At 72.5% G+C, this 18,786-nt stretch carries 17 protein-coding genes and 2 pseudogenes; 10 read left to right on the forward strand and 9 right to left on the reverse strand.

Annotated features, from left to right (window positions below; all coding sequences use genetic code 11):
* Positions 1 to 91: 91 nt before the first annotated feature.
* Complete coding sequence (locus ABIA32_RS16910) at positions 92 to 1,264, reverse strand: alpha-hydroxy-acid oxidizing protein (RefSeq protein ID WP_370095869.1); 1,173 nt, start codon at positions 1,262 to 1,264, stop codon at positions 92 to 94.
* A gap of 108 nt (positions 1,265 to 1,372) precedes the next feature.
* Here ABIA32_RS16910 and ABIA32_RS16915 point away from each other — a divergent pair, with 108 nt between their 5' ends.
* On the forward strand, positions 1,373 to 2,227 hold the full coding sequence (locus ABIA32_RS16915) for a helix-turn-helix domain-containing protein (RefSeq protein ID WP_370095871.1): 855 nt from the start codon (positions 1,373 to 1,375) through the stop codon (positions 2,225 to 2,227).
* Positions 2,228 to 2,281: 54 nt separating this feature from the next.
* A complete protein-coding gene (locus ABIA32_RS16920; RefSeq protein WP_370095873.1) occupies positions 2,282 to 2,722 on the forward strand; it encodes a VOC family protein in 441 nt (146 codons plus the stop codon).
* 28 nt (positions 2,723 to 2,750) lie between these two features.
* Here the strand turns inward: ABIA32_RS16920 and ABIA32_RS16925 are convergent, their stop codons facing one another.
* Together ABIA32_RS16925 and ABIA32_RS16930 are read right to left on the reverse strand one after the other, a co-directional pair.
* Positions 2,751 to 3,494: a peptidyl-tRNA hydrolase gene (locus ABIA32_RS16925; RefSeq protein ID WP_370095875.1), complete on the reverse strand. Its 744-nt coding sequence runs from the start codon at positions 3,492 to 3,494 to the stop codon at positions 2,751 to 2,753.
* Positions 3,495 to 3,528: 34 nt separating this feature from the next.
* Positions 3,529 to 4,785, reverse strand: a complete 1,257-nt coding sequence (locus ABIA32_RS16930) for an MFS transporter (RefSeq protein ID WP_370095877.1) — start codon at positions 4,783 to 4,785, stop codon at positions 3,529 to 3,531.
* A 187-nt stretch (positions 4,786 to 4,972) separates the two neighbouring features.
* Between ABIA32_RS16930 and ABIA32_RS16935 the strand changes: the two genes are divergently transcribed.
* The 3 genes and pseudogenes from ABIA32_RS16935 to ABIA32_RS16945 all read left to right on the forward strand — a co-directional run.
* Positions 4,973 to 6,670: a class I adenylate-forming enzyme family protein gene (locus tag ABIA32_RS16935; RefSeq protein ID WP_370095879.1), complete on the forward strand. Its 1,698-nt coding sequence runs from the start codon at positions 4,973 to 4,975 to the stop codon at positions 6,668 to 6,670.
* A gap of 241 nt (positions 6,671 to 6,911) precedes the next feature.
* Positions 6,912 to 7,063: pseudogene (locus ABIA32_RS16940) on the forward strand (acetyl-CoA C-acyltransferase); the annotation flags it as partial.
* Positions 7,064 to 7,065: 2 nt separating this feature from the next.
* A pseudogene (locus ABIA32_RS16945) lies at positions 7,066 to 7,221 on the forward strand (acetyl-CoA C-acyltransferase); the annotation flags it as partial.
* A 280-nt stretch (positions 7,222 to 7,501) separates the two neighbouring features.
* Here the strand turns inward: ABIA32_RS16945 and ABIA32_RS16950 are convergent.
* A complete protein-coding gene (locus ABIA32_RS16950) occupies positions 7,502 to 8,458 on the reverse strand; it encodes a pseudouridine synthase (protein ID WP_370095881.1) in 957 nt (318 codons plus the stop codon).
* Positions 8,459 to 9,094: 636 nt separating this feature from the next.
* Here ABIA32_RS16950 and ABIA32_RS16955 point away from each other — a divergent pair.
* Together ABIA32_RS16955 and ABIA32_RS16960 are read left to right on the forward strand one after the other, a co-directional pair.
* Complete coding sequence (locus ABIA32_RS16955) at positions 9,095 to 9,316, forward strand: fibronectin type III domain-containing protein (RefSeq protein WP_370095883.1); 222 nt, start codon at positions 9,095 to 9,097, stop codon at positions 9,314 to 9,316.
* Between the two features lie 36 nt (positions 9,317 to 9,352).
* Positions 9,353 to 10,075: a pentapeptide repeat-containing protein gene (locus ABIA32_RS16960; protein ID WP_370095885.1), complete on the forward strand. Its 723-nt coding sequence runs from the start codon at positions 9,353 to 9,355 to the stop codon at positions 10,073 to 10,075.
* Here ABIA32_RS16960 and ABIA32_RS16965 read toward each other — a convergent pair.
* From ABIA32_RS16965 to ABIA32_RS16975, 3 genes are all read right to left on the reverse strand, one after another.
* A complete protein-coding gene (locus ABIA32_RS16965; protein WP_370095887.1) occupies positions 10,047 to 11,312 on the reverse strand; it encodes a PHB depolymerase family esterase in 1,266 nt (421 codons plus the stop codon). The genes ABIA32_RS16960 and ABIA32_RS16965 overlap by 29 nt on opposite strands.
* Before the next feature lie 129 nt (positions 11,313 to 11,441).
* Positions 11,442 to 13,118 carry a CHAD domain-containing protein gene (locus tag ABIA32_RS16970; protein ID WP_370095889.1) on the reverse strand — a complete coding sequence of 559 codons (1,677 nt, stop codon included), beginning with the start codon at positions 13,116 to 13,118 and terminating at the stop codon, positions 11,442 to 11,444.
* A 62-nt stretch (positions 13,119 to 13,180) separates the two neighbouring features.
* Entirely contained in the window at positions 13,181 to 13,687 is a 507-nt protein-coding gene (locus ABIA32_RS16975) for a MarR family winged helix-turn-helix transcriptional regulator (protein WP_370095890.1), read from the reverse strand.
* Positions 13,688 to 13,774: 87 nt separating this feature from the next.
* Here ABIA32_RS16975 and ABIA32_RS16980 point away from each other — a divergent pair, with 87 nt between their 5' ends.
* The 3 genes from ABIA32_RS16980 (at position 13,775) to ABIA32_RS16990 (ending at position 15,938) form a co-directional block, all read left to right on the forward strand.
* The gene (locus ABIA32_RS16980) at positions 13,775 to 14,335 is read left to right on the forward strand and encodes a YceI family protein (protein ID WP_370095892.1); all 561 of its coding nucleotides are present in this window, start codon (positions 13,775 to 13,777) and stop codon (positions 14,333 to 14,335) included.
* Between the two features lie 21 nt (positions 14,336 to 14,356).
* A complete protein-coding gene (locus ABIA32_RS16985) occupies positions 14,357 to 14,839 on the forward strand; it encodes a type II toxin-antitoxin system PemK/MazF family toxin (protein ID WP_370095893.1) in 483 nt (160 codons plus the stop codon).
* 106 nt (positions 14,840 to 14,945) lie between these two features.
* Positions 14,946 to 15,938 carry an alpha/beta fold hydrolase gene (locus ABIA32_RS16990; RefSeq protein WP_370095895.1) on the forward strand — a complete coding sequence of 331 codons (993 nt, stop codon included), beginning with the start codon at positions 14,946 to 14,948 and terminating at the stop codon, positions 15,936 to 15,938.
* Positions 15,939 to 15,949: 11 nt separating this feature from the next.
* Here the strand turns inward: ABIA32_RS16990 and ABIA32_RS16995 are convergent, their stop codons facing one another.
* Positions 15,950 to 16,972, reverse strand: coding sequence for a hypothetical protein (locus tag ABIA32_RS16995; RefSeq protein WP_370095897.1), 1,023 nt, complete (start codon positions 16,970 to 16,972; stop codon positions 15,950 to 15,952).
* 140 nt (positions 16,973 to 17,112) lie between these two features.
* A complete protein-coding gene (locus tag ABIA32_RS17000; RefSeq protein ID WP_370095899.1) occupies positions 17,113 to 18,753 on the reverse strand; it encodes a BCCT family transporter in 1,641 nt (546 codons plus the stop codon).
* Between the last annotated feature and the right edge of the window lie 33 nt (positions 18,754 to 18,786).

Here is an 18,786-nt window from a genome sequence, read left to right on the forward strand (position 1 = left end):
TCGCGACCGTCCGCTGACCCGCGCAGGGGCGCGCCGAGCATGTGGCTGCGCGGCGCGTCCTCGCTACACCTGCCGCGCTACACCCGCCGCGCTACACCCGCACGCGCCGCAGCGCGTCCGTCGCGCGGAGGTCCGCGAGCGCGGGGTAGCCGTCGACGGCCATGATGAGGTCGGCCTCCGCGAGCAGCGTCTTCAGCACGTGCACGATGCCGTCCGTGCCGCCCAGCGCCAGGCCGTAGGCGTAGGGGCGGCCGACGCCGACCGCCGTCGCGCCCAGCGCCAGCGCCTTGATCGCGTCTGCGCCCGAGCGGACGCCGGAGTCGAAGAGGACCGGGAGCCCGTCCGCCGCCTCGACCACGCCCGGGAGGACGTCCAGCGCGGGGAGGCCGCCGTTGGCCTGGCGGCCGCCGTGGTTCGAGCAGTAGAGCCCGTCCACGCCCGCGTCCCGGGCGCGGCGGGCGTCGTCCGGGTGGCAGATGCCCTTGAGGATCAGCGGCAGCCGGGTCAGCGAGCGCAGCCACTCCAGATCGTCCCAGGTCAGCGGGTTGCCGAAGAGCTGGGTCCAGGTGAGGACCGCCGTGGTCGGGTCCTCCTCCGGGGTCTTGGCCAGGCGGGAGCGGAAGACCGGGTCGGTGAAGTAGTTCGCCAGGCAGTGGCCGCGAAGCTGCGGGAAGTTGCCCGTCGCCAGGTCGCGCGGGCGCCAGCCGGTGACCCAGGTGTCCAGCGTGACCACGATCCCGGCGAAGCCGGCCGCCTCCGCCCGCTGGACCAGGCTCGCCGCGAGCTCGCGGTCGGTCGGGGTGTAGAGCTGGAAGAAGCCCGGCGTCTCGCCGAACTCCTTGGCGACCTCCTCCAGCGGGTCGACCGTCAGCGTCGAGGCGATCATCGGCACGCCCGTGCGCGCCGCCGCCCGCGCGGTCGCGAGATCGCCGTGCCCGTCCTGCGCGCAGAGCCCGATGACGCCGACCGGGACCATGAACAGCGGCGTCGGCAGCGTCCGCCCGAACAGCTCCACGCTCAGGTCGCGCTGCGCGGCGCCGACCAGCATGCGCGGCACCAGCCCCCAGCCGTCGAAGGCCCGCACGTTCGCGTCCTGGGTCCGCTCGTCCCCGGCCCCGCCCGCGACGTAGGACCAGAGCCCGGCGGGCAGCGCGGCCTCCGCGCGCCGCGCGAGCTCGGCGAAGTCCATCGGCAGCGCGGGCAGCCGCCCGAACAGGCCGTTGATGTAGATCTCGTTCTGGTAGTCGCCGAACTGCTGACTCATCGGGCCGAGCGCCTCCCCATCGAGCGGATGTCGTTCGACAGCCTGTCCCAGCGCAGTGATCACTGGCAAGGACGCGCGTCGGCTCGCGTCCGAGAAGAGAATGGGGGAGTGGATGACGCCGAGAGCATCGGAACGGTCGACGAGGCCGTCCGAGGCGTACCCGCGCCCCCGCTGCGCGGGTACGTCGGCTGGTACTCCGGCTACCGCCAGCGCGGCCTGCCGCCGGCCCGGCACCGGGGCTTGCCTTCGCCCTACCTGACGCTGATCCTCACCCTCGACGAGCCGCTGACCATCGCCGCCCACCCCTCGCCACGGGACACGCCCGGCGACTACGGCACGCTGCTGGGCGGGCTGCACACCGCGCCTGCGCTGATCGCCGTGCCCGGACGGCAGTCCGGTGTCCAGGTCGCGCTCAGCCCGCTCGGCGCGCGGGCGCTGCTGGGCCTGCCGGCCGGCGGACTGGCCGGGATCGACGTCCACGCAGACGACGTGCTGGGCGCGGACGCCCGCCAGGTCCATGACCGGCTGCGGGAGGCGGACGGCTGGGCGGCCCGCTTCCGCGTCGTGGACGCCTGGCTGCTGGGCCGGCTGGACGCCGGGGCCGGGCCGCCCCGGGAGGTGCTGCGCGCCTGGCAGCTGCTGCTCGCCTCCGGCGGCCGGACCCGGGTCGCCGCGTTGGCGCAGGACGTCGGCTGGAGCGGACGCCACCTGCAGAACCGCTTTCTCGCCGAGATTGGGCTGACCCCGAAGGCGGCAGCCCGTGTCATCCGCTTCGACCTCGCCCGCCGCCGCCTCGCGTCCCGCCCCGACCGGCCGGACCTGGCCGGCCTCGCCGCGGACTTCGGCTACGCGGACCAGTCCCACCTCGACCGCGAGTTCACCGCGCTCGCCGGCTGCGCGCCGAGCGCGTGGCTCGCGGAGGAGTTCCGAAACATCCAAGCCGGCCACCATCCGCGCGCGTGACGCTGGAGCCGTATCGCAGCTGTACCGCCCGACGTCCGAGGAGGCGCACCCGCCATGAGCACCGAAGCCACCGAATCCACCGAATCCAAGGCCGTTCCCCCGGCCCCGCAGGTCTGGCCCTCGCTGCGCGCGAAGGACGCCCGCGCGCTGATCCGCTTCCTGGTCGACGCCTTCGGCTTCGAAGAAACCGTCGTCTACGGCGAGGGCGAGCTCGTCGAGCACGCCCAGCTCTCCTGGCCTGAGGGCGGCGGCATCATGCTCGGCTCCGTCCGGCACACGGACGCCGACGACACCTGGCCGCTCCGCCCCGGCACCTTCGGCGCCTACGTCGTCACCACCGACCCCGACGCGGTCTTCGCCCGCGCCCGGGCGGCCGGCGCCGAGATCACCACCGGCCTCCACGAAACCGACTACGGCTCCCGCGACTTCGCCGCCCGCGACCCCGAGGGCAACCGCTGGTCCTTCGGCACCTACCCGGGTGAACCGCGCGGCTGAGCCCGCTGCAAGAGACCGGTCGCCGCTATCAGAGGGCGCGCAGCGCCGGGTGGTCGGAGACGGTGGTGCAGGAGCCAGGGGCGATCTCGGTGAAGCCGGCGTCGCGGACGACAGGGAGGCCGGAGGTGGTGAGCGCCGGCCAGGCGGACGCCGGGGCGGTGCGGACGGCGAGGGGGAAGCCGTCCGCGCGCCAGATGGCACGGTCCGCGGCGGGCAGCGCCCACCAGGCGAGCTGCGCGGCGTGGCCGACCTGGGCCATCGCCTTGCCGGTCGACATGTCGAGCTCGGGGTTGAGCCAGATCACCGGCATGTCAGGGTCGGCAGGCGGCGGGGGCGTGTCGTCGCTCAGCTCGGTGCCGGAGACCTGCAGCTTGGCGAGCTCCTTGGGCCAGGCGTCCAGGGGAATCGGCGGGAAGACCCGCACCTCGGCGGCCTTGCCGGTGGTGGTCAGCCCCGGCAGCTCCTCCGCCTTGCGCCATTCCCCGCCCCGCGCCCGCCGCACGACCTTGCGGATCCGCGCGTCCTCCCACGCCGCGACCGCCTCGGCCCACTCACCCTCCGGCGCGGTGACCCGCTCGTCGGTCAGGAAGACCAGCACCGCCCGCGCCGCCGTCTCCAGCGCATCGGTGTGGCTCGGCGGATCGGCCCGCTCGATGCGGACGACCAGCGGCAGCACGTACTGCGGCGCGCTGTCCCGCTGGTCCGCCTGGTCGGCGAAGGGGTGGTCGGGGTTCTGGTTCGCGGAGTTCGCGGGCGTGGGATCGCTGGTCACCGGTCCAGTGTCGCAGCTGGAGCGTGGCAGGGAATCAGGCGTCGACCTCGGCCGGGTGGGTGAGGCCCCAGTCGCCGTCGGACTCGCCCTGAAGTTCGCCCGCGGTCGCCCGCTCCAGCAGGCCGTGCGCGGTCGAGAGGATCACGATGCCGAGCACCAGCACGCCCGCGGCCAGGTAGAACGGCACGTGGACGCCGAAGTGCTCGACCAGCTTGCCTGCCGCGTAAGGCGCGAGGCCGCCGCCGATGAAGCGGACGAAGCCGTACGCCGCCGACGCCACCGGCCGTTCCACCGGGGAGACGGACATGACCGCCTGGGTGGTCACGGTGTTGTTGATCCCGATCGGGAAGCCCGCCGCGATCACAGCGACGATCAGCACCGCCGGATGGTCGGTCCACAGGCCGATGGCCAGCACGATCAACGCGAAGAACGCGAGGTTCGCGTAGAGGGTCCTGGCCGTGCCGAGCCGGCGCTCCACCCACGGCGCGCCGAACACCGCGAACACCGCGACCAGCGCGCCCCAGCCGGTGAAGACCCAGCCGAGCTGGATCGCGCCCAGGTGCATCGGGAACGGCGCGTATCCGAGGACGGTGAAGAACGCCCAGTTGTAACAGAGGGCGGCCAACGAGATGGTCAGCAGACCTCGGTGGCGCAGCGCCTTGAGCGGTTCCAGCAGGCCGGTCCGGCGCTCCGGCAGCGGCAGTGGTTCGACCAGCACGGCGGTCGCGATCAGGGCGATCGCCATCAGCGCCGAGACGCCGAAGAACGGCCCGCGCCAGCTCACCTCGCCGAGCAGTCCGCCGAGCAGCGGGCCGACCGCGATGCCGAGGCCGAGCGCGGTCTCGTAGAGGATGATCGCGCCGACGAAACCGCCGTTCGCCGAGGCGATGATGACGGCCAGTGAGGTCGCGATGAAGAGCGCGTTCCCGATGCCCCAGCCGGCCCGGAAGCCGACGATCCCGCTGATGCTGCCGGACGCGCCGGCCAGCGCGGCGAAGACGACGATGATCGCGAGCCCGACGATCAGCGTCTTCTTGGCGCCGATCCGACTGGAGACCCAGCCGGTCACGAGCATGGCCACAGCCGTGACGACCAGGTAGCTGGTGAACAGCATCGTCACCTGGCTGGGGGATGCGTGCAGTTGGCTGGAGATGGCCGGAAGGATCGGGTCGACCAGCCCGATGCCCATGAACGAGACGACGCAGGCGAAGGCGACGGCGAAGACGGCCTTGGGCTGCTTGAACGGACTGGCGGTGACGCCGGTGGCCCCGGCAGCTTCGGCTGGTTGCATAAGACAAACATATACCTGCAACGTACATCTATCTAGAGTGTGGTCCGGATCACACTGATCCTGTCCGGGGCATGGACAGGCCCATCTGCCGCGCCTAGCTTGGCGACAGCCGCGCCGCACCCACCCCCGCTCACCCGCGTCGCCCCGCTGCCCTCGCTCGCCTTGCTTGCCTGAAGGGAGTCGTCGGTTGAACCGTGCCCTCTGGCCCGTCGGCCTACCCCGCACGCTCGACTACCCGACCACTGGCCTGCACACCCTCCTCCCCTCTGCCGCCCGCGCCTACGGCACGCGCACGGCGCTGGTCGACGGAGACCTGCGGCTGAGCTTCGCCGAGGTCCACGACAAGGCGCTGCGCTTCGCGCAGGGGCTGCGCGAGCGCGGGGTCGGGCCGGGGGCGGTCGTCGCCCTGGTGCAGCCGAACAACATCTGGTTCGCCGTCAGCTACCAGGGCGCGCTGCTCGCGGGAGCGACAGTCTCGCCGATCAACCCGACCCAGCCCGCCGAGGCCCTCGCCGCCGCGCTGCGCGAGGTCCGCGCGGCGGCGCTGGTCACCCACCCCGCTTGCCTGCCCGCGCTGCGGGCCGCCCTCGACGCCTCGCCCGCGCTCCTCACCGTGGTCGTCCCGCCCACGGCGACCGCGCCCGCGCCGCCCCCGAAGCCGGGCCCCGCCGTGGACACCGGCCGCACGGTCCCGCTCGCGGAGCTGCTCACCGCAGCCCCCGCACCCGCGACGCCGCGCAGCCCGGACGACCTCGCGCATCTCTCCTTCACGGGCGGCACCACGGGCAGGTCCAAGGCGGTGCGGGTCCGTGACCGGCACGTCTGGGCCAACGTGCTGCAGTCCACCTGCGCCCGGTCGGCCGTCCTGCCCGAGTACGACGCGGACGGGCTGGTGACGCTGCGTCGGATTCCTGAGGCGGTCACTCCGTGGACGGGCGAACCGGGTCAGGAGACGGCCGTGAACGTGGTGCCGGTCTTCCACGCGATGGGTCTGATCAGCCAGAGCATCGCGTTGCTCGGTGGTATCACGGTCGTCGGTCAGGGCCGCTTCGACCCGCGCGAATTCCTCTCGGCGATGGTCCGGCACCGCGCCACGACCCTCACCGGCTCACCCGCCCTCCACCACGCCCTGCTGGCCGCGATCGACGCCGGCTCCTACGACCTGCGCGCCGTCCGCGTCGTCGCCTCCGGCGCCGCGCCGCTCGACTCCCCGACGATCGCCCGGCTGACCGCCGCCTTCCCGAACGCGGCGGTGGCGGAGGGCTACGGCCTGACGGAGGCGACGATGGCGCTGACCCTCGTCACCCCGAACCGCGAACACCCGGCCGAGCCCGGCTGCGTCGGTGTGGCGCTGTTCGACACGGAGCTCGAGATCCGCTCGCTCACCGACCCCGCGAAGCCGCTGCCGACGGGCGAGACCGGTCTGGTCTTCGCCCGCGGCCCGCAGGTCGCCGACGGCTATCTGGACCGGCCGGAGTTGACCGCCGAGCAGTGGGTCGACGGCTGGCTCGCGACCGGCGACGTCGGCCGCCTCGACGAGGACGGGCAGCTGTTCCTCTCGGGCCGAGCGAAGGACATGCTCATCTACAAGGGCTACAACGTCTATCCGACGCAGTTGGAGGAGGTTCTCGCCGCGCATCCCGCCGTCGCCCAGGTCGCCGTCATCGGCGCTCCCGACCCGGACGCGGGCGAGATCCCGGCGGCTTATGTGGTGCTCTGCGCGGGCGCCCAGGCGGAGGCGGCGGACCTGCTCTCCTTCGTGGCCGACCGCGTGGCGCCCTATCAGCGCGTCCGCGAGATCTTCTTCCTGCCCGCCCTGCCGGTCTCGGCCGCCGGCAAGATCCTCAAGACCGAACTCCGCGCCCTGCGCGCCCGGGAGGGCTGAAGCGACCGCATCCGGGATGGCCTGCAGCGTGAACGGGGCGACCGGTTCACGCTCCTGGTTCAGGTGTCACGCCTTGGGGATGTCGAAGTAGTGGGTCAGCCGGGCGGCCAGGCTGAGGTCGCCGGCGACCTTCAGTTTGCGGGAGATACCCCCCGCGCAAGGAGCTGCCGCCGTGCCTCCACCCGCGTCCCCTGCCGCGCCCCCGACCGCGCGCCGCGTGGCGATCCCGGGCGGCAACCGGATCCCCTTCGCGCGCGCCGACGGTCCGTACGCGACCGCCTCCAACCAGGAGATGCGAGCCGGGACTTCAACCTCGCCCGCGAGGTCGTCCTCGGCAGCGAACTCGACGCCCGCACCCCTGCCTACGACCTTCAACAGGCCTGCGGCACCGGTCCGGGGATTTCGTCGGCGGCGAGGACGGACTGCTGACGGCCCCGGCGTTCGCGGTCCCGGCGATGCTGGCGGCGGGACTGAGCTTCGCGGACACCGACCTGTTCGAAATCCACGAGGCCTTCGCCTCACAGGTCCTGGCCACGCTGGCGGCGTGGGAGAGCGCGGAGTTCTGCAAGTCCAGGCTGGGCCCGGATGCCCCCCGAGGTGCAGCTCGCGGTGGACTACGCCAACACGCCAACACGCCAACACGCCAACACGGCGGTCTCGCGCGCCGAGTCCATCCGGCGCTTCACCCTCGTCGAGGGGGAGTTCGCCGAGGAGAACGGCATGCTGACGCCGTCACTCAAGGTCAAGCGTCGGCCCAGGGTGAGCCCTACGCCCGCCTCGAACCGGTGGCGCCGAGGCACCCCGCGGTGCCGGCCGGAGCCTTCGGAGAGCTCAGGCAGGCGACGGGTCGGTCGTAGCGGTGTGGTCGGGCCAGGCGGCGAGCTCGCGGCGGCTGGTGAAGCGCAGCGGCTCGCCGGTCAGCGGGTCGGTGAACTCCAGCACCGAGGCCAGCAGTTGCAGCGGGTCGGAGAAGTCGTCCGGGGCGGGTTCGTCCCGGATGACCGGATAGACCGGGTCGCCCAGGATCGGGATACCCAGCCCGCTCATGTGCAGCCGCAGTTGATGGGTGCGACCGGTGGTCGGCAGCAGGCGGTAGCGGCCCAGCCCTCCCTGGTGCTCCAGCAGCTCGATCCGGCTTTCGGCGTTGGGTTCCGCGTCCGGTACTTCGTGCGCGGCGATGATGCCGCGCTCCTTGACGATATGGCTGCGTACCGTCGTCGGGAGCACGAGCTCGGGCCGGTAGGCGGCGATCGCCCGGTACTCCTTGCGGACCAGCCGGTCGCGGAAGAGGGTCTGGTAGAGGCCGCGGTGGGCCGGCTGGACGACGAAGAGCGCGAGTCCGGCGGTGAGCCGGTCCAGCCGGTGCGCCGGGCTCAGCTGCGGCAGGTCCAGGTCCCCGCGGAGCCGGGCCAGCGCGGTCTCGGTGACGTGCCGTCCGCGCGGGGTGGTGGCCAGGAAGTGCGGCTTGTCGACGACGACCAGCCGCTCGTCCCGGTACAGCACCTCGATGCGAAACGGAACAGAAACCTCCGGAACGAGCTCCCGGTGGAACCAGAGGTAGCCGCCAGGCAGGTATGGCGCGTCGGGCGACAATGGGCCCTGCTCGCCGTAGATCTCACCCCGGGCCAGCATCACGTCGAACTGTTCGGCGGGGACGGCGGGCAGCCGGTCGGCCAGGTAGGCGCGGACGCTGGGCCACTGGCCCTCGGTGGGAAGCCGGAGGCGGACCGGGTCGATGCCCTGGCGCTGCGGCAGCGGGGAGGGCGGCACGGAGCGCTTGCGTCGCATGAGGTCAGCCTAGAGCCCTGGTCGGGGCCGCCGGCCGGGGAGCGGATGGACAACAGCGGGCGGCCTGCGGCGCGATGCGGTGATCACGAGGCCGAAACGGTGTCGCGGACGGCGGGGGGAGAGGCGGGTCCACCCCCGTTGCCCGGCACCGGCCTTGACCTTCCGCATCGCCCGAGGGCCGCCCGTGTCGTCGTTCAACTCGCTGAGGAATATATCAGGCGAATCAACCGAATTGGACACTTCGGGCAAACTGCCTGCGATTTGCGGCCGATGTCAACGTATCACCAGCAACGTCACCGTTCGGGTGCGGCGTGTCGGTGCCCCGCGGCGTCACTGGCCCCTCGTGGGGCCGTTCTTCGCGCCACCGTTCGTTCACTCCGGCGGGCCCGGCGGGCCCGGCGTGTTCGCGTCCCGGCCAGTCCGGCACACCCTCGGGAGCCCCTGGTGAACGACGCGAATGACGCGACCCCTCCCACCGCCCGCACGGGGGACGAGTCGTCAATGCAGACTGACGTTTCGTCAAAGCATGTTGACCGCCGCACCGCTCTTCGCCTGTTCGGGGCGGGTTGAGCGGTCGCCGTCGGAGCGTCGCTGGTTGGCGCGCCCGGCGCGTCGGCCTCTCCCGCAGCGCGTGCGGTGGCGAGAAGTAACGGTTCTCCGCTGCTGCTCGGCGCTCCCGACGCGCTCGCCGCGCCTCCGGTCGCGGGCCTGCACCTCGCCTTCGGCGAGGACCCCGCCACGCAGATGACGGTGAGTTGGATCACAGAGGCCCCGGTGCGCGACCCCCGCGTGAGCTACGGCACAGTCGAGGGCCGCCACGGCCGCACCGTCCACGTCCGCCGCCGCAGCGACGGCTGACCGGCGCTTGTCGGTGGTGGCGGTTAGCCTGCGGGCATGGCGTCACCACAACCCTCCAGCGTCCCTGCCCCCCGTGAGCTCGCCGACCTCCCCTTCGCGCCGCATCTGCGCCGTTTCGCCGGCGGTCGGCTCGCGGTGGAGGCGTCGTTCGACACCGTGCACATCGACGGCGCCTCGTTCGCGGACGAGCGGGCCGACGGCGTCGGCTTCATGGAGTCGGCGCTCACGGCGGTGTCCTTCGAGTCGGTCCGGCTGCGCCGGGCGCGGTTCAACGACGTCTGGCTCCAGGCCCCCCGGCTGGTCGGCTGCGACCTCGCCGAGAGCGGCTGGCTGGACGTCGAGGCGATCGGCGGGGTCCTCGCGGGCCTGGAGTTCCACAGCGCGTCACTGCGGCGCGTGGTCTTCCACGGCTGCAAGTTCGACTCGGTCAACCTGCGTGGCGCGAAGCTGCACGAGGTCGTCTTCCACGACTGCGTGCTGCGCGAGGTCGATCTGTCCGGGGCCTCCTTGACGGGCTGCTCCTTCCCCGGCAGCCGCCTGGAGGGAGTCCACCTCCACGAGGCGAAGCTCGCGGAGGTGGACTTGCGCGAGGCCGCCGGCCTGGAGCTGGCCGACGGCGTCGACGCGTTGCGCGGCGCGGTGGTGACGCCGTTGCAACTGCTCGAACTGGCGCCCTCGCTGGCGGCCGCGCTGGGTCTGGTCGTGCGCGAGCCGGGCGAGAGCCTGACGGCTAGGCGGGGCAGCCGGAGTCGGCGATGACGTAGTAGCCGGGGGAGGTCTGCTCCAGGGTGTGGGTGTAGAAGACGTTGTCGAGGCCGAGGTTGGCGTCGGAGCCGTTTGCGTAGGCGATGCCGCCGACGTCATGGGCGCGCCCGGCCGTCACCTGGTAGTAGTTGGCGGCGGTGTAGCAGGTGGGCGTGTAGCTGCTGGACGGCGAGGCGGACGGTGACGCGGACGGTGACGCGGACGGTGACGCCGACGCGGACGGGCTCGGTGAGGCCGACGGGCTGCCGGACTGGTCCAGGCCCCAGAAGACGGCCGTGTAGTAGGACGAGCAGATCGTGTTGAGGAAGTACGCCCCGGTCTTGCCGCACTGCGTGGTCCCGGAGCCGGGGTTGACCGCGAGGCCGTGGCCCATCCCGGAGATGGAGTAGACCTCGACGGCCGGTCTGCCGTTCGCGTCGTTGAAGACGCTCTCCGTGGTCCCGCCGGTGAGCGACAGCGTGCTGCTCGGGGTCTGGCCGATGCCCCACACGTTGGTCCACTGGTCGCGGAGCTCGGTGGCGTTGACCGGGTAGACGGTGTAGTCGGAGCTTCCTTGCCAGACGGCCACGCGCGGCCACGGGCCGGTGTAGCCGGGGTCGGAGTTGCGGACCTTGTCGCCCCACTGCGCGGGCGTGAGGTTCTGGTTGTTCTGCTGGCAGCCCGACGCGGCGGCCTGCGCGGTGGCGCACTGGGCCGGCAGGCCGGAGTCGACGGAGCCGCCCGCGAAGACGTCCGGGTAGTCGGCGAGCAGGTCGGCCGTCAGGCCCGCGCCGGCGGAGAGGCCGGTGACGAAGACGCGCTTGGTGTCCGAGCCGTACTGGCCCACGGCGTGGTCGACCATCGCCTTGACGGAGGCGGCCTCGCCGTTGCCGCGGGTGTCCTTGGTCGAGTCGAACCAGGAGAAGCAGGAGAGCGAGTTGTTCGCCGTGCTGGTCTGCGGGAAGACGACGGCGAAGCCGTAGCGGTCGGCGAGTTCGGCCCAGCCGGAGTCGTTGTAGTAGTCGGTCGCCGTCTGCGTGCAGCCGTGCAGCGCGACGACGAGCGGCGCGCTGGTCGGGAGTCCGGCGGGGGCGTACTCGTACATGGCGAGGTTGCCGGGATTGCTGCCGAAGCTGTTCACCTGCGTGAGCGAACCGGAGTCGGCTGCCGCCGAGCCGGGCAGGGCGATCAGGCCGACGACGGTCAGCGCGGAGGCGGAGGCGGCGGCGAGGGCCGCGAGGCGGAAGGACATGACGGGCTCCTGGGGTGGGTGGAGTGGCCACCCGGAAGGTAGGAGCCGATCAGCCGCCTCCGACATGTGTCCGCTCGCCACAGCGCCCCCCGCGAGAATGGCGCACCACCACGTCGGCGCGACGCCGCGTCAGCCCAGCCGCGCCGCCAGCGCTGCCGCGTACCGCGCCGGGACCTCCGCCTCCGCCGCCGTGACCGCCGCGCGCTGGCGTGCGTAGAGCACGCCGTAGCCGAACGCCGATTCGCCCGCGGTCGTCGCGGCCGCCGCGATCTCCGGCAGGGCCTGCGCCGCGAGCAGCGCGTCCTGGCGTTCGCCGAGCACGGTCTGGAGCGCCTTCATCGTCACGGCGAAGCGCGGCTGCCCCGCTCCCTCGCCCGCGTAGCGGGCACGCTTGGACGCTCGCCGGGCGGCGTGCATGGCCTCGTCGCGCTCCGAACCGGGCGGCAGCGCGAGCGCGGCCGCGACCCGACCGCAGGCGCGCCGCTGTTCGCGGCCGAGCAGCAGCCGCACCTGCGGCCCGGCGGGGCGGTCGGCGCGCTTCCGCAGCGGCGGGCGGGTGGCCACGGCGTCGAGCGTGTCCAGCAGGGCGAAGTAGCGGGCGCCGTCCAGCTCCTTGGTCGCCCGGCGCCACGCGGCGGCGTAGCCGCGACGGGACCACGCCGTCAGCCGACGACGCATCGGTCCCGGCCGCTCGGCCGCCGGAAGCTCGGCGAGATCCAGGAGCAGCCGCTCGCCCAGCACCTCGCGGTCCCGCGCCGCGCCCAGCGTCTGGCCGAGCCAGCGCAGTTCCTCCTCCAGACCGGCTACCGCAGGCAGCCGGAGCAGCCGCTCGTGCACGCGCAGAGTGCTGCGCAATCGGCGGGCGGTGATCCGCATCTGGTGCACCGAGTCGGGCGTGTCGCGGCGTACCTCCGCGTCCAGCGTGAGCAGTTGGTCGACCTGCTGGCGCAGCAGCGCACCCAGCAGCGCCCCGATCGACCCCGGCACGGCGGCCGCCGTATCCGTGACCACGGGCGGCTGCCCGAGAGCCCGCGCCAGCTTCGATCCGCTGCCGCTGCGCCGCAGTCCGGCCGCGAGCAGCAGATCCTCCACCCCGTCCAGCAGCGCCGTGTCGCCCGGGGCGGGTTCGCCCCCCACCAGCTCGGCCTCGACCTCGCGCCAGGAGACCGACTGCGACACCGCGCCGGAGGGGTCCAGCGTCTCCGCCGTCACCGTGTCGTCCGCCAACTCGACCACGGCGCGTCCGCCCGCGTCCTCCAGCAGGGTGCGCTGCCGCTCGGTCCGCAGCCGGGCGACCGGCGCGAGCCACGCGTCGCGCACGTAGGCCCGCACGCGCGCGGCGAGCTCCTCAGGGACGGCGGGATCCCCCTCGTCACTCAGCGGCAGCGGCAGCGGCAGCCGCAGCTCCATCCGCGCGCCGTCTGTGGCGGGGAGCTTCAGGTGCCAGCCCGCGTCGTGCCCGCCGGTCCGGCGGCGCAGGGTGATCCGGCGGGCCAGCAGCCGCCGGTCAGGGGTGTCGTAGTAGACGGCGTCCAGCAGCTCGGTCGGCGCGGCGACGCCGCGCGCCACGCCGGGCATGGGGTCGGCCCCGGTCAGCGATGTGAGCGAGCTCAGGGAGGGCAGCGTGCGCCCGGCGTCGCCGGGGTCGCTCTCGTACTTGCGCTCGCGTTCCAGGTGCGCCACCGGCGGAGTCGGCGCGGCGGACCTCCCGCCCGGCCTGCTCCGCGCTCCGGGCTTGCGTGCCGCGCTCTTCCGGGCGGCGCTCTTCCGGCCGGCGCTCTGGTGGGCCGCGTTCTTCTGGGCCATGGTCCGCACTCCTTCCCATGAGCATCCCCGGCGGAACAGCCGGCCACTCACGTCATAGCTGTCTAGCTGTCCGACAGGGCGTCCGGGCAACCCTCCATGGCCTCGAGAATTCGGACGGCTATCTCGTCCAGCCGGCCCAGCTGCGCCGGGCTGAGGGGGTCGAAGAAGAGCTTGCGGACCAACTCGACGTGGCGTGGCGCGGCGGCCTGGATGGCCTGGCGGCCGGCGTCGGTGATCACGACGAACGAGCCCCGGCCGTCGCTCTCGCACTCGGCGCGGGCGATCAGTCCGCGCTTGACCATGCGGGAGAGGTGGTGGGAGAGCCGGCTCTTCTCCCACTGGAGCTCGCGGGCGAGCTCCAGTACGCGTGCCTGGCCCTCCGGCACGTCGGTGAGCGCGACCAGCACCGAGAAGTCGGCGATGGACAGGTCGGACTCGGTCTGCATCTGGCGGCTGAGCTGCGCGTCCAGCTCCTTCTGCATGCGCAGGAAGGTGCGCCAGATCCGCTGCTCCTCGGGGCTGAGCCAGCGCGGTTCGGTGGGAGTGGAAGCTTCTGGGGAGGTGGTCATGAGACCCATCCTACTCTGATGGTTGACATGTCATCCAGGGCGGGCGTAATCTTTAGATGACGGATCAACCAGTCAGGAGAGGCCACCATGACCACCACCATCACCCCCGCGCTGTCCGGTACCTACACCATCGACCAGGCCCACAGCCGCATCGGCTTCGTCGCCCGCCACGCGATGGTCACCAAGGTCCGCGGCTCCTTCAACGGCTTCACCGGCGCGGTCGAGATCGACGCCGAGAAGCCGCACCAGTCCCTGGTCGAGCTCTCCATCGATGTCGACAGCATCGACACCCGCAACGCCGACCGCGACGGTCACCTGCGCACCAACGACTTCCTCGACGTCGCCAACCACCCGACCATCACCTTCCGTTCCACCGACGCGCGCTTCGACGGCGAGACGCTGGAGCTGGTCGGAGACCTCACCGTGCGCGGCGTGACGCAGCCGATCACCGTCCCGTTCTCCTTCGAGGGCGCGGCGACCGACCCCTACGGCAACCAGCGCCTGGGCTTCGAGGGCCAGCACGCGATCAGCCGCAAGGACTTCGGCATCACCTGGAACGCGGCGCTGGAGACCGGCGGCGTGCTGGTCAGCGACAAGATCGTGCTGGAGTTCGAGATCTCCCTGGTCAAGAAGACCGACAACGCCTGATTCCGGCGCTAGCCTGTTCGGATGATCAATCCGACCGGCTCCCACGTGGAACACGTGGGGCATGTGGAAAATCCCGGCCGCTACGGCTCCACCGCCACCGTCGAGGTGGAGCCGCGGGGTCTGGGAGCGGTGCACACCGCGTACGCGCCGCGGCACGACAGTGACCCCGACCCCGGCGAGATCGTCTGGACCTGGGTGCCCTTCGAGGAGAACGACGGCCGTGGCAAGGACCGCCCGGTACTGATCGTGGCCCGCGAGCGCGCGGGCACGCTGCTGGCCGTCGAGCTCACCAGCAAGCGGCACGACGGCAGCACCGGCGACGACGTCGCCGAGTGGGTCGCCCTCGGCGAGGGCCCCTGGGACAACTCCGGCCGCGACTCCTGGGTCAACCTCGAACGCGTCTTCCGCGTCCACCCGCACGGCATGCGCCGCGAGGCCGCCGCGCTGGACCGCCACCGCTTCGGCATCGTCGCCGAGCACCTGCACCGCCTCTACGGCTGGTAGCCACCCTCGATCCTCCTCGAAGGAGTGATCTGCGCCACCTTCTCACGGGCCGTCAGTCTGCATAGCCTGAGCGCAGTTGGCGGGCAGGTGAACCGAGGAGGAGTCCGTGGCGGCATACGTCGAGGGCGTGGAGCACCACAGCGTCGAGGTGAACGGCCTCACCCTGCACTACGCCGCCGCGGGCGGCGCCGACCGGCCGCTCGTGGTGCTGCTGCACGGCTTCCCCGAGTGCTGGTACTCGTGGCGCCACCAGCTCATCGCGCTCGCCGAGGGCGGCTACCGCGCCGTCGCCCTGGACCAGCGCGGCTACGCCCGCAGTGACGCCCCGGCGGCCGTCGAGTCCTACACGCTGCCGCATCTGGTCGGCGACGTCGTGGCGCTGGTACGGGAGCTGGGCGCGGAGCGGTTCGCCGTCGTCGGCCACGACTGGGGCGCGCCCGTCGCCTGGCTCACCGCGCAGCTCCGACCCGACCTGGTGCGCGGCGTCGTGGGCATGAGCGTGCCGCCGCTGCCGCGCTCCGGCGACATGCCGCCGCTGGCCGCGATGGACGCGATGTTCGGTGGCCGCTTCTACTGGAACTACTTCTGCCGTCCGGGCGTCGCCGACGCCGAGTTCGGCGCCGCGCCGGAGCGCGCCTTCCGCCGCTTCCTCTACGGCGCGAGCGGTGACAACCCCCGCAACGACCCGCCCGCGCAGCCGCTGGTCCCCGCCGGCGGCGGATTCCTCGACGCGATCGCAGAACCCGAGGAACTGCCGGACTGGCTCACCGAGGCCGACATCGCGGCCTTCACCGCCGAGTACGCGCGCAACGGCTTCACCGGCGGCCTGAACTGGTACCGGAACATCGACCGCAACTGGGAGCTCGGCGCGGCCTGGGACGGCCTCCCGATCCAGGTCCCCGCCCTCTACATCACCGGCGACCGCGACCTCGTCGGCGTCTTCCCCGGCATGGACAAGCTCCTCCCCGCGCTTCAACTCCTCAACCCGACCCTCCAGCCCACCCTCACCCTCCCCGGCTGCGGCCACTGGACCCAGCAGGAACGCCCGGCCGAGGTCAACGCGGCCCTGATCGACTTCCTGGGCGGCCTGCCCAGCTGACGGCGACGCGCTCAGCGCACGGCGCCGCCCCAGCCGTCGCGGTAGGCGGCCCAGTCGGCGTCCGTCGCCGCGTAGTCGACGTAGAGCGCGGTGCCGAACGGGCGGCCGTGCAGGGGCGAGGCGGCGAGGGCGAGGCGGATGCCGCGCAGCGCGGCGCGGACGGTTTCGGCGGCGGCGTGGTGGCCGAGGTTGTCCTCGTGGTAGGCCGGGAGGCCGATCAGGACGTCGACGGTGGGCGGCGCGGCGGCGAGGGCGAGTTCGGTCTGCTGGGCGATGTAACCGGAGAAGAGTGAGGTGGTCGGCATCCCGCTGTCGTAGGCCATCACGTCGATCTGGTCCACCCGGCGCGCGACCTGCTCCAGGTAGGACTGCGCCCACCACTTCGGATGGCCCGTCAGCGCGCCCGCCACCGCGCGCAGCGGCGGGAGGATGTCTGTCTGCGGGACGGCAGTGGAGAGGATCCGGCCGCGGGCGCCGGTCAGGGCGTGGACCCGGTCGAGGACGTCCAGGTAGTCGGCGTCGCCCGAATGGACCGGTTCCAGGTCGAGGTTGATGCCGTCGAAGCCGAGGCCCAGCAAGGCCGCTGAGGCCGCGGCCAGGTTCGTCCGAGTCGTAGAGCGGGAGAGGTCAAGGCCGGTCGGGCCCTCGGAGGCGACCCGGTCGCCGAGCCATGCCTGGACCCGGACGCCCGGGGCGAGCCGGTGGAAGGTGGCGATCGCCCACGTCGCGCGCGGATGGAGCGAGGCGTCGAGGCTGCCGTCGTCCCTCGTCGGCCCGACGTGGACGTAGATGTCCCGCACACCGTGACCGGCGCCCGCGCCGCCGAGGCGCGCGAGCAGCGCGACCGCGTCAGCCTCCGTCTTACGGCCGTCGACCCACGCGTGCCCGAGCCAGACCGCGTCCCGCCCCTGCGTTCGCACGTTCGCCGGGGTCCCGGCGTTCGCCGCCCAGAGTCCGCCGAACGGCAGCAGCGCCACGCCCACCGCCAACGCAGGCACCGCCATCCGCCGCCCCGCCCAGCGCCACCATCGCACGTGTCCGCCTCATTGGTCCGCTCTGCCCCGGTCATCAGAGATGATGATCGGCGAACGACAGTGGTTCCCAAAGAGTGGTTCCCAAAAAGTGGTTCCCAACGAGGGGTGCTCACCGCCGTCGCGCTCGGCGTCCAGGCCGATCACACTCGCGTTCGTGGCTGTCGGCGCGCTGCTGGTGTGGGGCGGGAACCTGTTCCATCGTCGTCGCGCAGCATCGATGGATCCGATCGCAACTCCTTGAGCAGCGCCACGCACAGCGCCAGCATCACCAGGACGAACGGCAGGGCGACCAGGATGGTCGCCCGCTGCAGCGCGGCCAGGCCGCCGGCCACCAGCAGCACCGCCGCCACCGCGCCCATCAGCAGCCCCCAGCTGACGGTCAGCCAGGTGCGCGGGTGCAGCGAGCCGCCCTGCGAGAGCGAGCCGAGGACGAGCGAGGCCGAGTCCGCGCTGGTGACGAAGTAGGTCATCACCAGGATCACCGCCACCACGGTGGAGATCGAGCCCAGCGGCAGCGCCTTCAACAGACCGAAGAGCGCCGCCTCCGCGCCCTGGTCCACGGCCTTGGCGACCAGCTTCGCCTGCCCGGTCGCGTCCAGCCTGATCGCGCTGCCGCCCATGACGCAGAACCAGAGCACGGTCGCGCCGCTCGGCACCAGCAGCACGCCGACCAGGAACTGCCGTACCGTCCGGCCGCGCGAGATCCGGGCGATGAAGGTGCCGACGAAGGGCGCCCAGGAGAGCCACCAGGCCCAGTAGAAGACGGTCCACGAGCCCAGCCACGCCGAGTCGGTGAAGGCCGAGGTCCGGGTGGCCATCACGAGCAGGTCGCTCAGGTAGCCGCCGACGGCGCCCGGGATCGCGTCGAGGACGTAGACGGTCGGACCGACGACGAAGACGAAGATCATGATGACGGCGGCCAGGATGATGTTGCCGGTGCTCAGCCACTTCACGCCGCGGTGCACGCCGGAGAAGGCCGAGACGACGAAGGCGGCGGTCAGCGCGCCGATGATGACCAGCTGGACGCCCTGGGTGTCGCGGATGCTCGTGATCACGCCGAGGCCCTGGGAGACCTGGAGCGCGCCGAGCCCGAGGCTGGTCGCCGAGCCGAAGACGGTCGCGAAGACGGAGAGCAGGTCGATCGCCCGTCCGGGCCAGCCGGCCACCCGGCTTTCCCCCAGCAGCGGGACGAACGCGGAGCTGATCCGGTTGCCGCGCCCCTTGCGGAAGGTCGAGTAGGCGAGCGCGAGGCCGCCGACGCCGTAGATCGCCCATGGGTGCAGCGTCCAGTGGAACAGCGCGTACTCCAGCGCCGTCTGGGCGGCCGCCGACGTTTGCGGGGCGACGCCGCTGCCGGGCGGCGGTGCCGCGTAGTGCAGCAGCGGCTCGCCGACGCCGTAGAACATCAGGCCGATGCCCATGCCCGCACTGAACATCATCGCTACCCAGGCGAGTGTCGAGAACTCCGGCCGGTCGCTGTCGGCGCCGAGCCGGATCCGGCCGTAGCGGCTGCAGGCGATGACGACGGCCAGCACCAGGAAGGCGTCGGCGGCGGCGACGAAGAGCCAGCCGAAATTGTGCAGCACCCAGCCGAGTCCGCTGGTCGAGGCCCGGTCCAGCGAATCCTTGCCGAACGCCCCCCAGGCGACCACGGCGAGCACGGCTGCGGCGCCGACACCGAAGACGACGCGGTCGAGGGGCTGCTGGTCCGCCGTCGCGGGGGGATCCGAGGACTCTGTCGGCGTCTGAGTCGGCGTCTGCTCAGGTTTCTCTGCTGCCATGGCCCCTCGCGTCGATATGGGCCCGATAAGACA

Source organism: Streptacidiphilus sp. MAP12-20 (assembly GCF_041262525.1).
GTDB lineage: Bacteria > Actinomycetota > Actinomycetes > Streptomycetales > Streptomycetaceae > Streptacidiphilus.

Coding starts and splice junctions, on each gene's coding strand:
- ABIA32_RS16970 (WP_370095889.1), bottom strand. CDS start 13,118: ATGGCCCAGAAGAACGCGGCCCACCAGAGCGCCGGCCGGAAGAGCGCC.
- ABIA32_RS16920 (WP_370095873.1), top strand. CDS start 2,282: ATGAGCACCGAAGCCACCGAATCCACCGAATCCAAGGCCGTTCCCCCG.
- ABIA32_RS16985 (WP_370095893.1), top strand. CDS start 14,357: ATGATCAATCCGACCGGCTCCCACGTGGAACACGTGGGGCATGTGGAA.
- ABIA32_RS16965 (WP_370095887.1), bottom strand. CDS start 11,312: ATGTCCTTCCGCCTCGCGGCCCTCGCCGCCGCCTCCGCCTCCGCGCTG.
- ABIA32_RS17000 (WP_370095899.1), bottom strand. CDS start 18,753: ATGGCAGCAGAGAAACCTGAGCAGACGCCGACTCAGACGCCGACAGAG.
- ABIA32_RS16980 (WP_370095892.1), top strand. CDS start 13,775: ATGACCACCACCATCACCCCCGCGCTGTCCGGTACCTACACCATCGAC.
- ABIA32_RS16910 (WP_370095869.1), bottom strand. CDS start 1,264: ATGAGTCAGCAGTTCGGCGACTACCAGAACGAGATCTACATCAACGGC.
- ABIA32_RS16960 (WP_370095885.1), top strand. CDS start 9,353: ATGGCGTCACCACAACCCTCCAGCGTCCCTGCCCCCCGTGAGCTCGCC.
- ABIA32_RS16930 (WP_370095877.1), bottom strand. CDS start 4,785: ATGCAACCAGCCGAAGCTGCCGGGGCCACCGGCGTCACCGCCAGTCCG.
- ABIA32_RS16975 (WP_370095890.1), bottom strand. CDS start 13,687: ATGACCACCTCCCCAGAAGCTTCCACTCCCACCGAACCGCGCTGGCTC.
- ABIA32_RS16950 (WP_370095881.1), bottom strand. CDS start 8,458: ATGCGACGCAAGCGCTCCGTGCCGCCCTCCCCGCTGCCGCAGCGCCAG.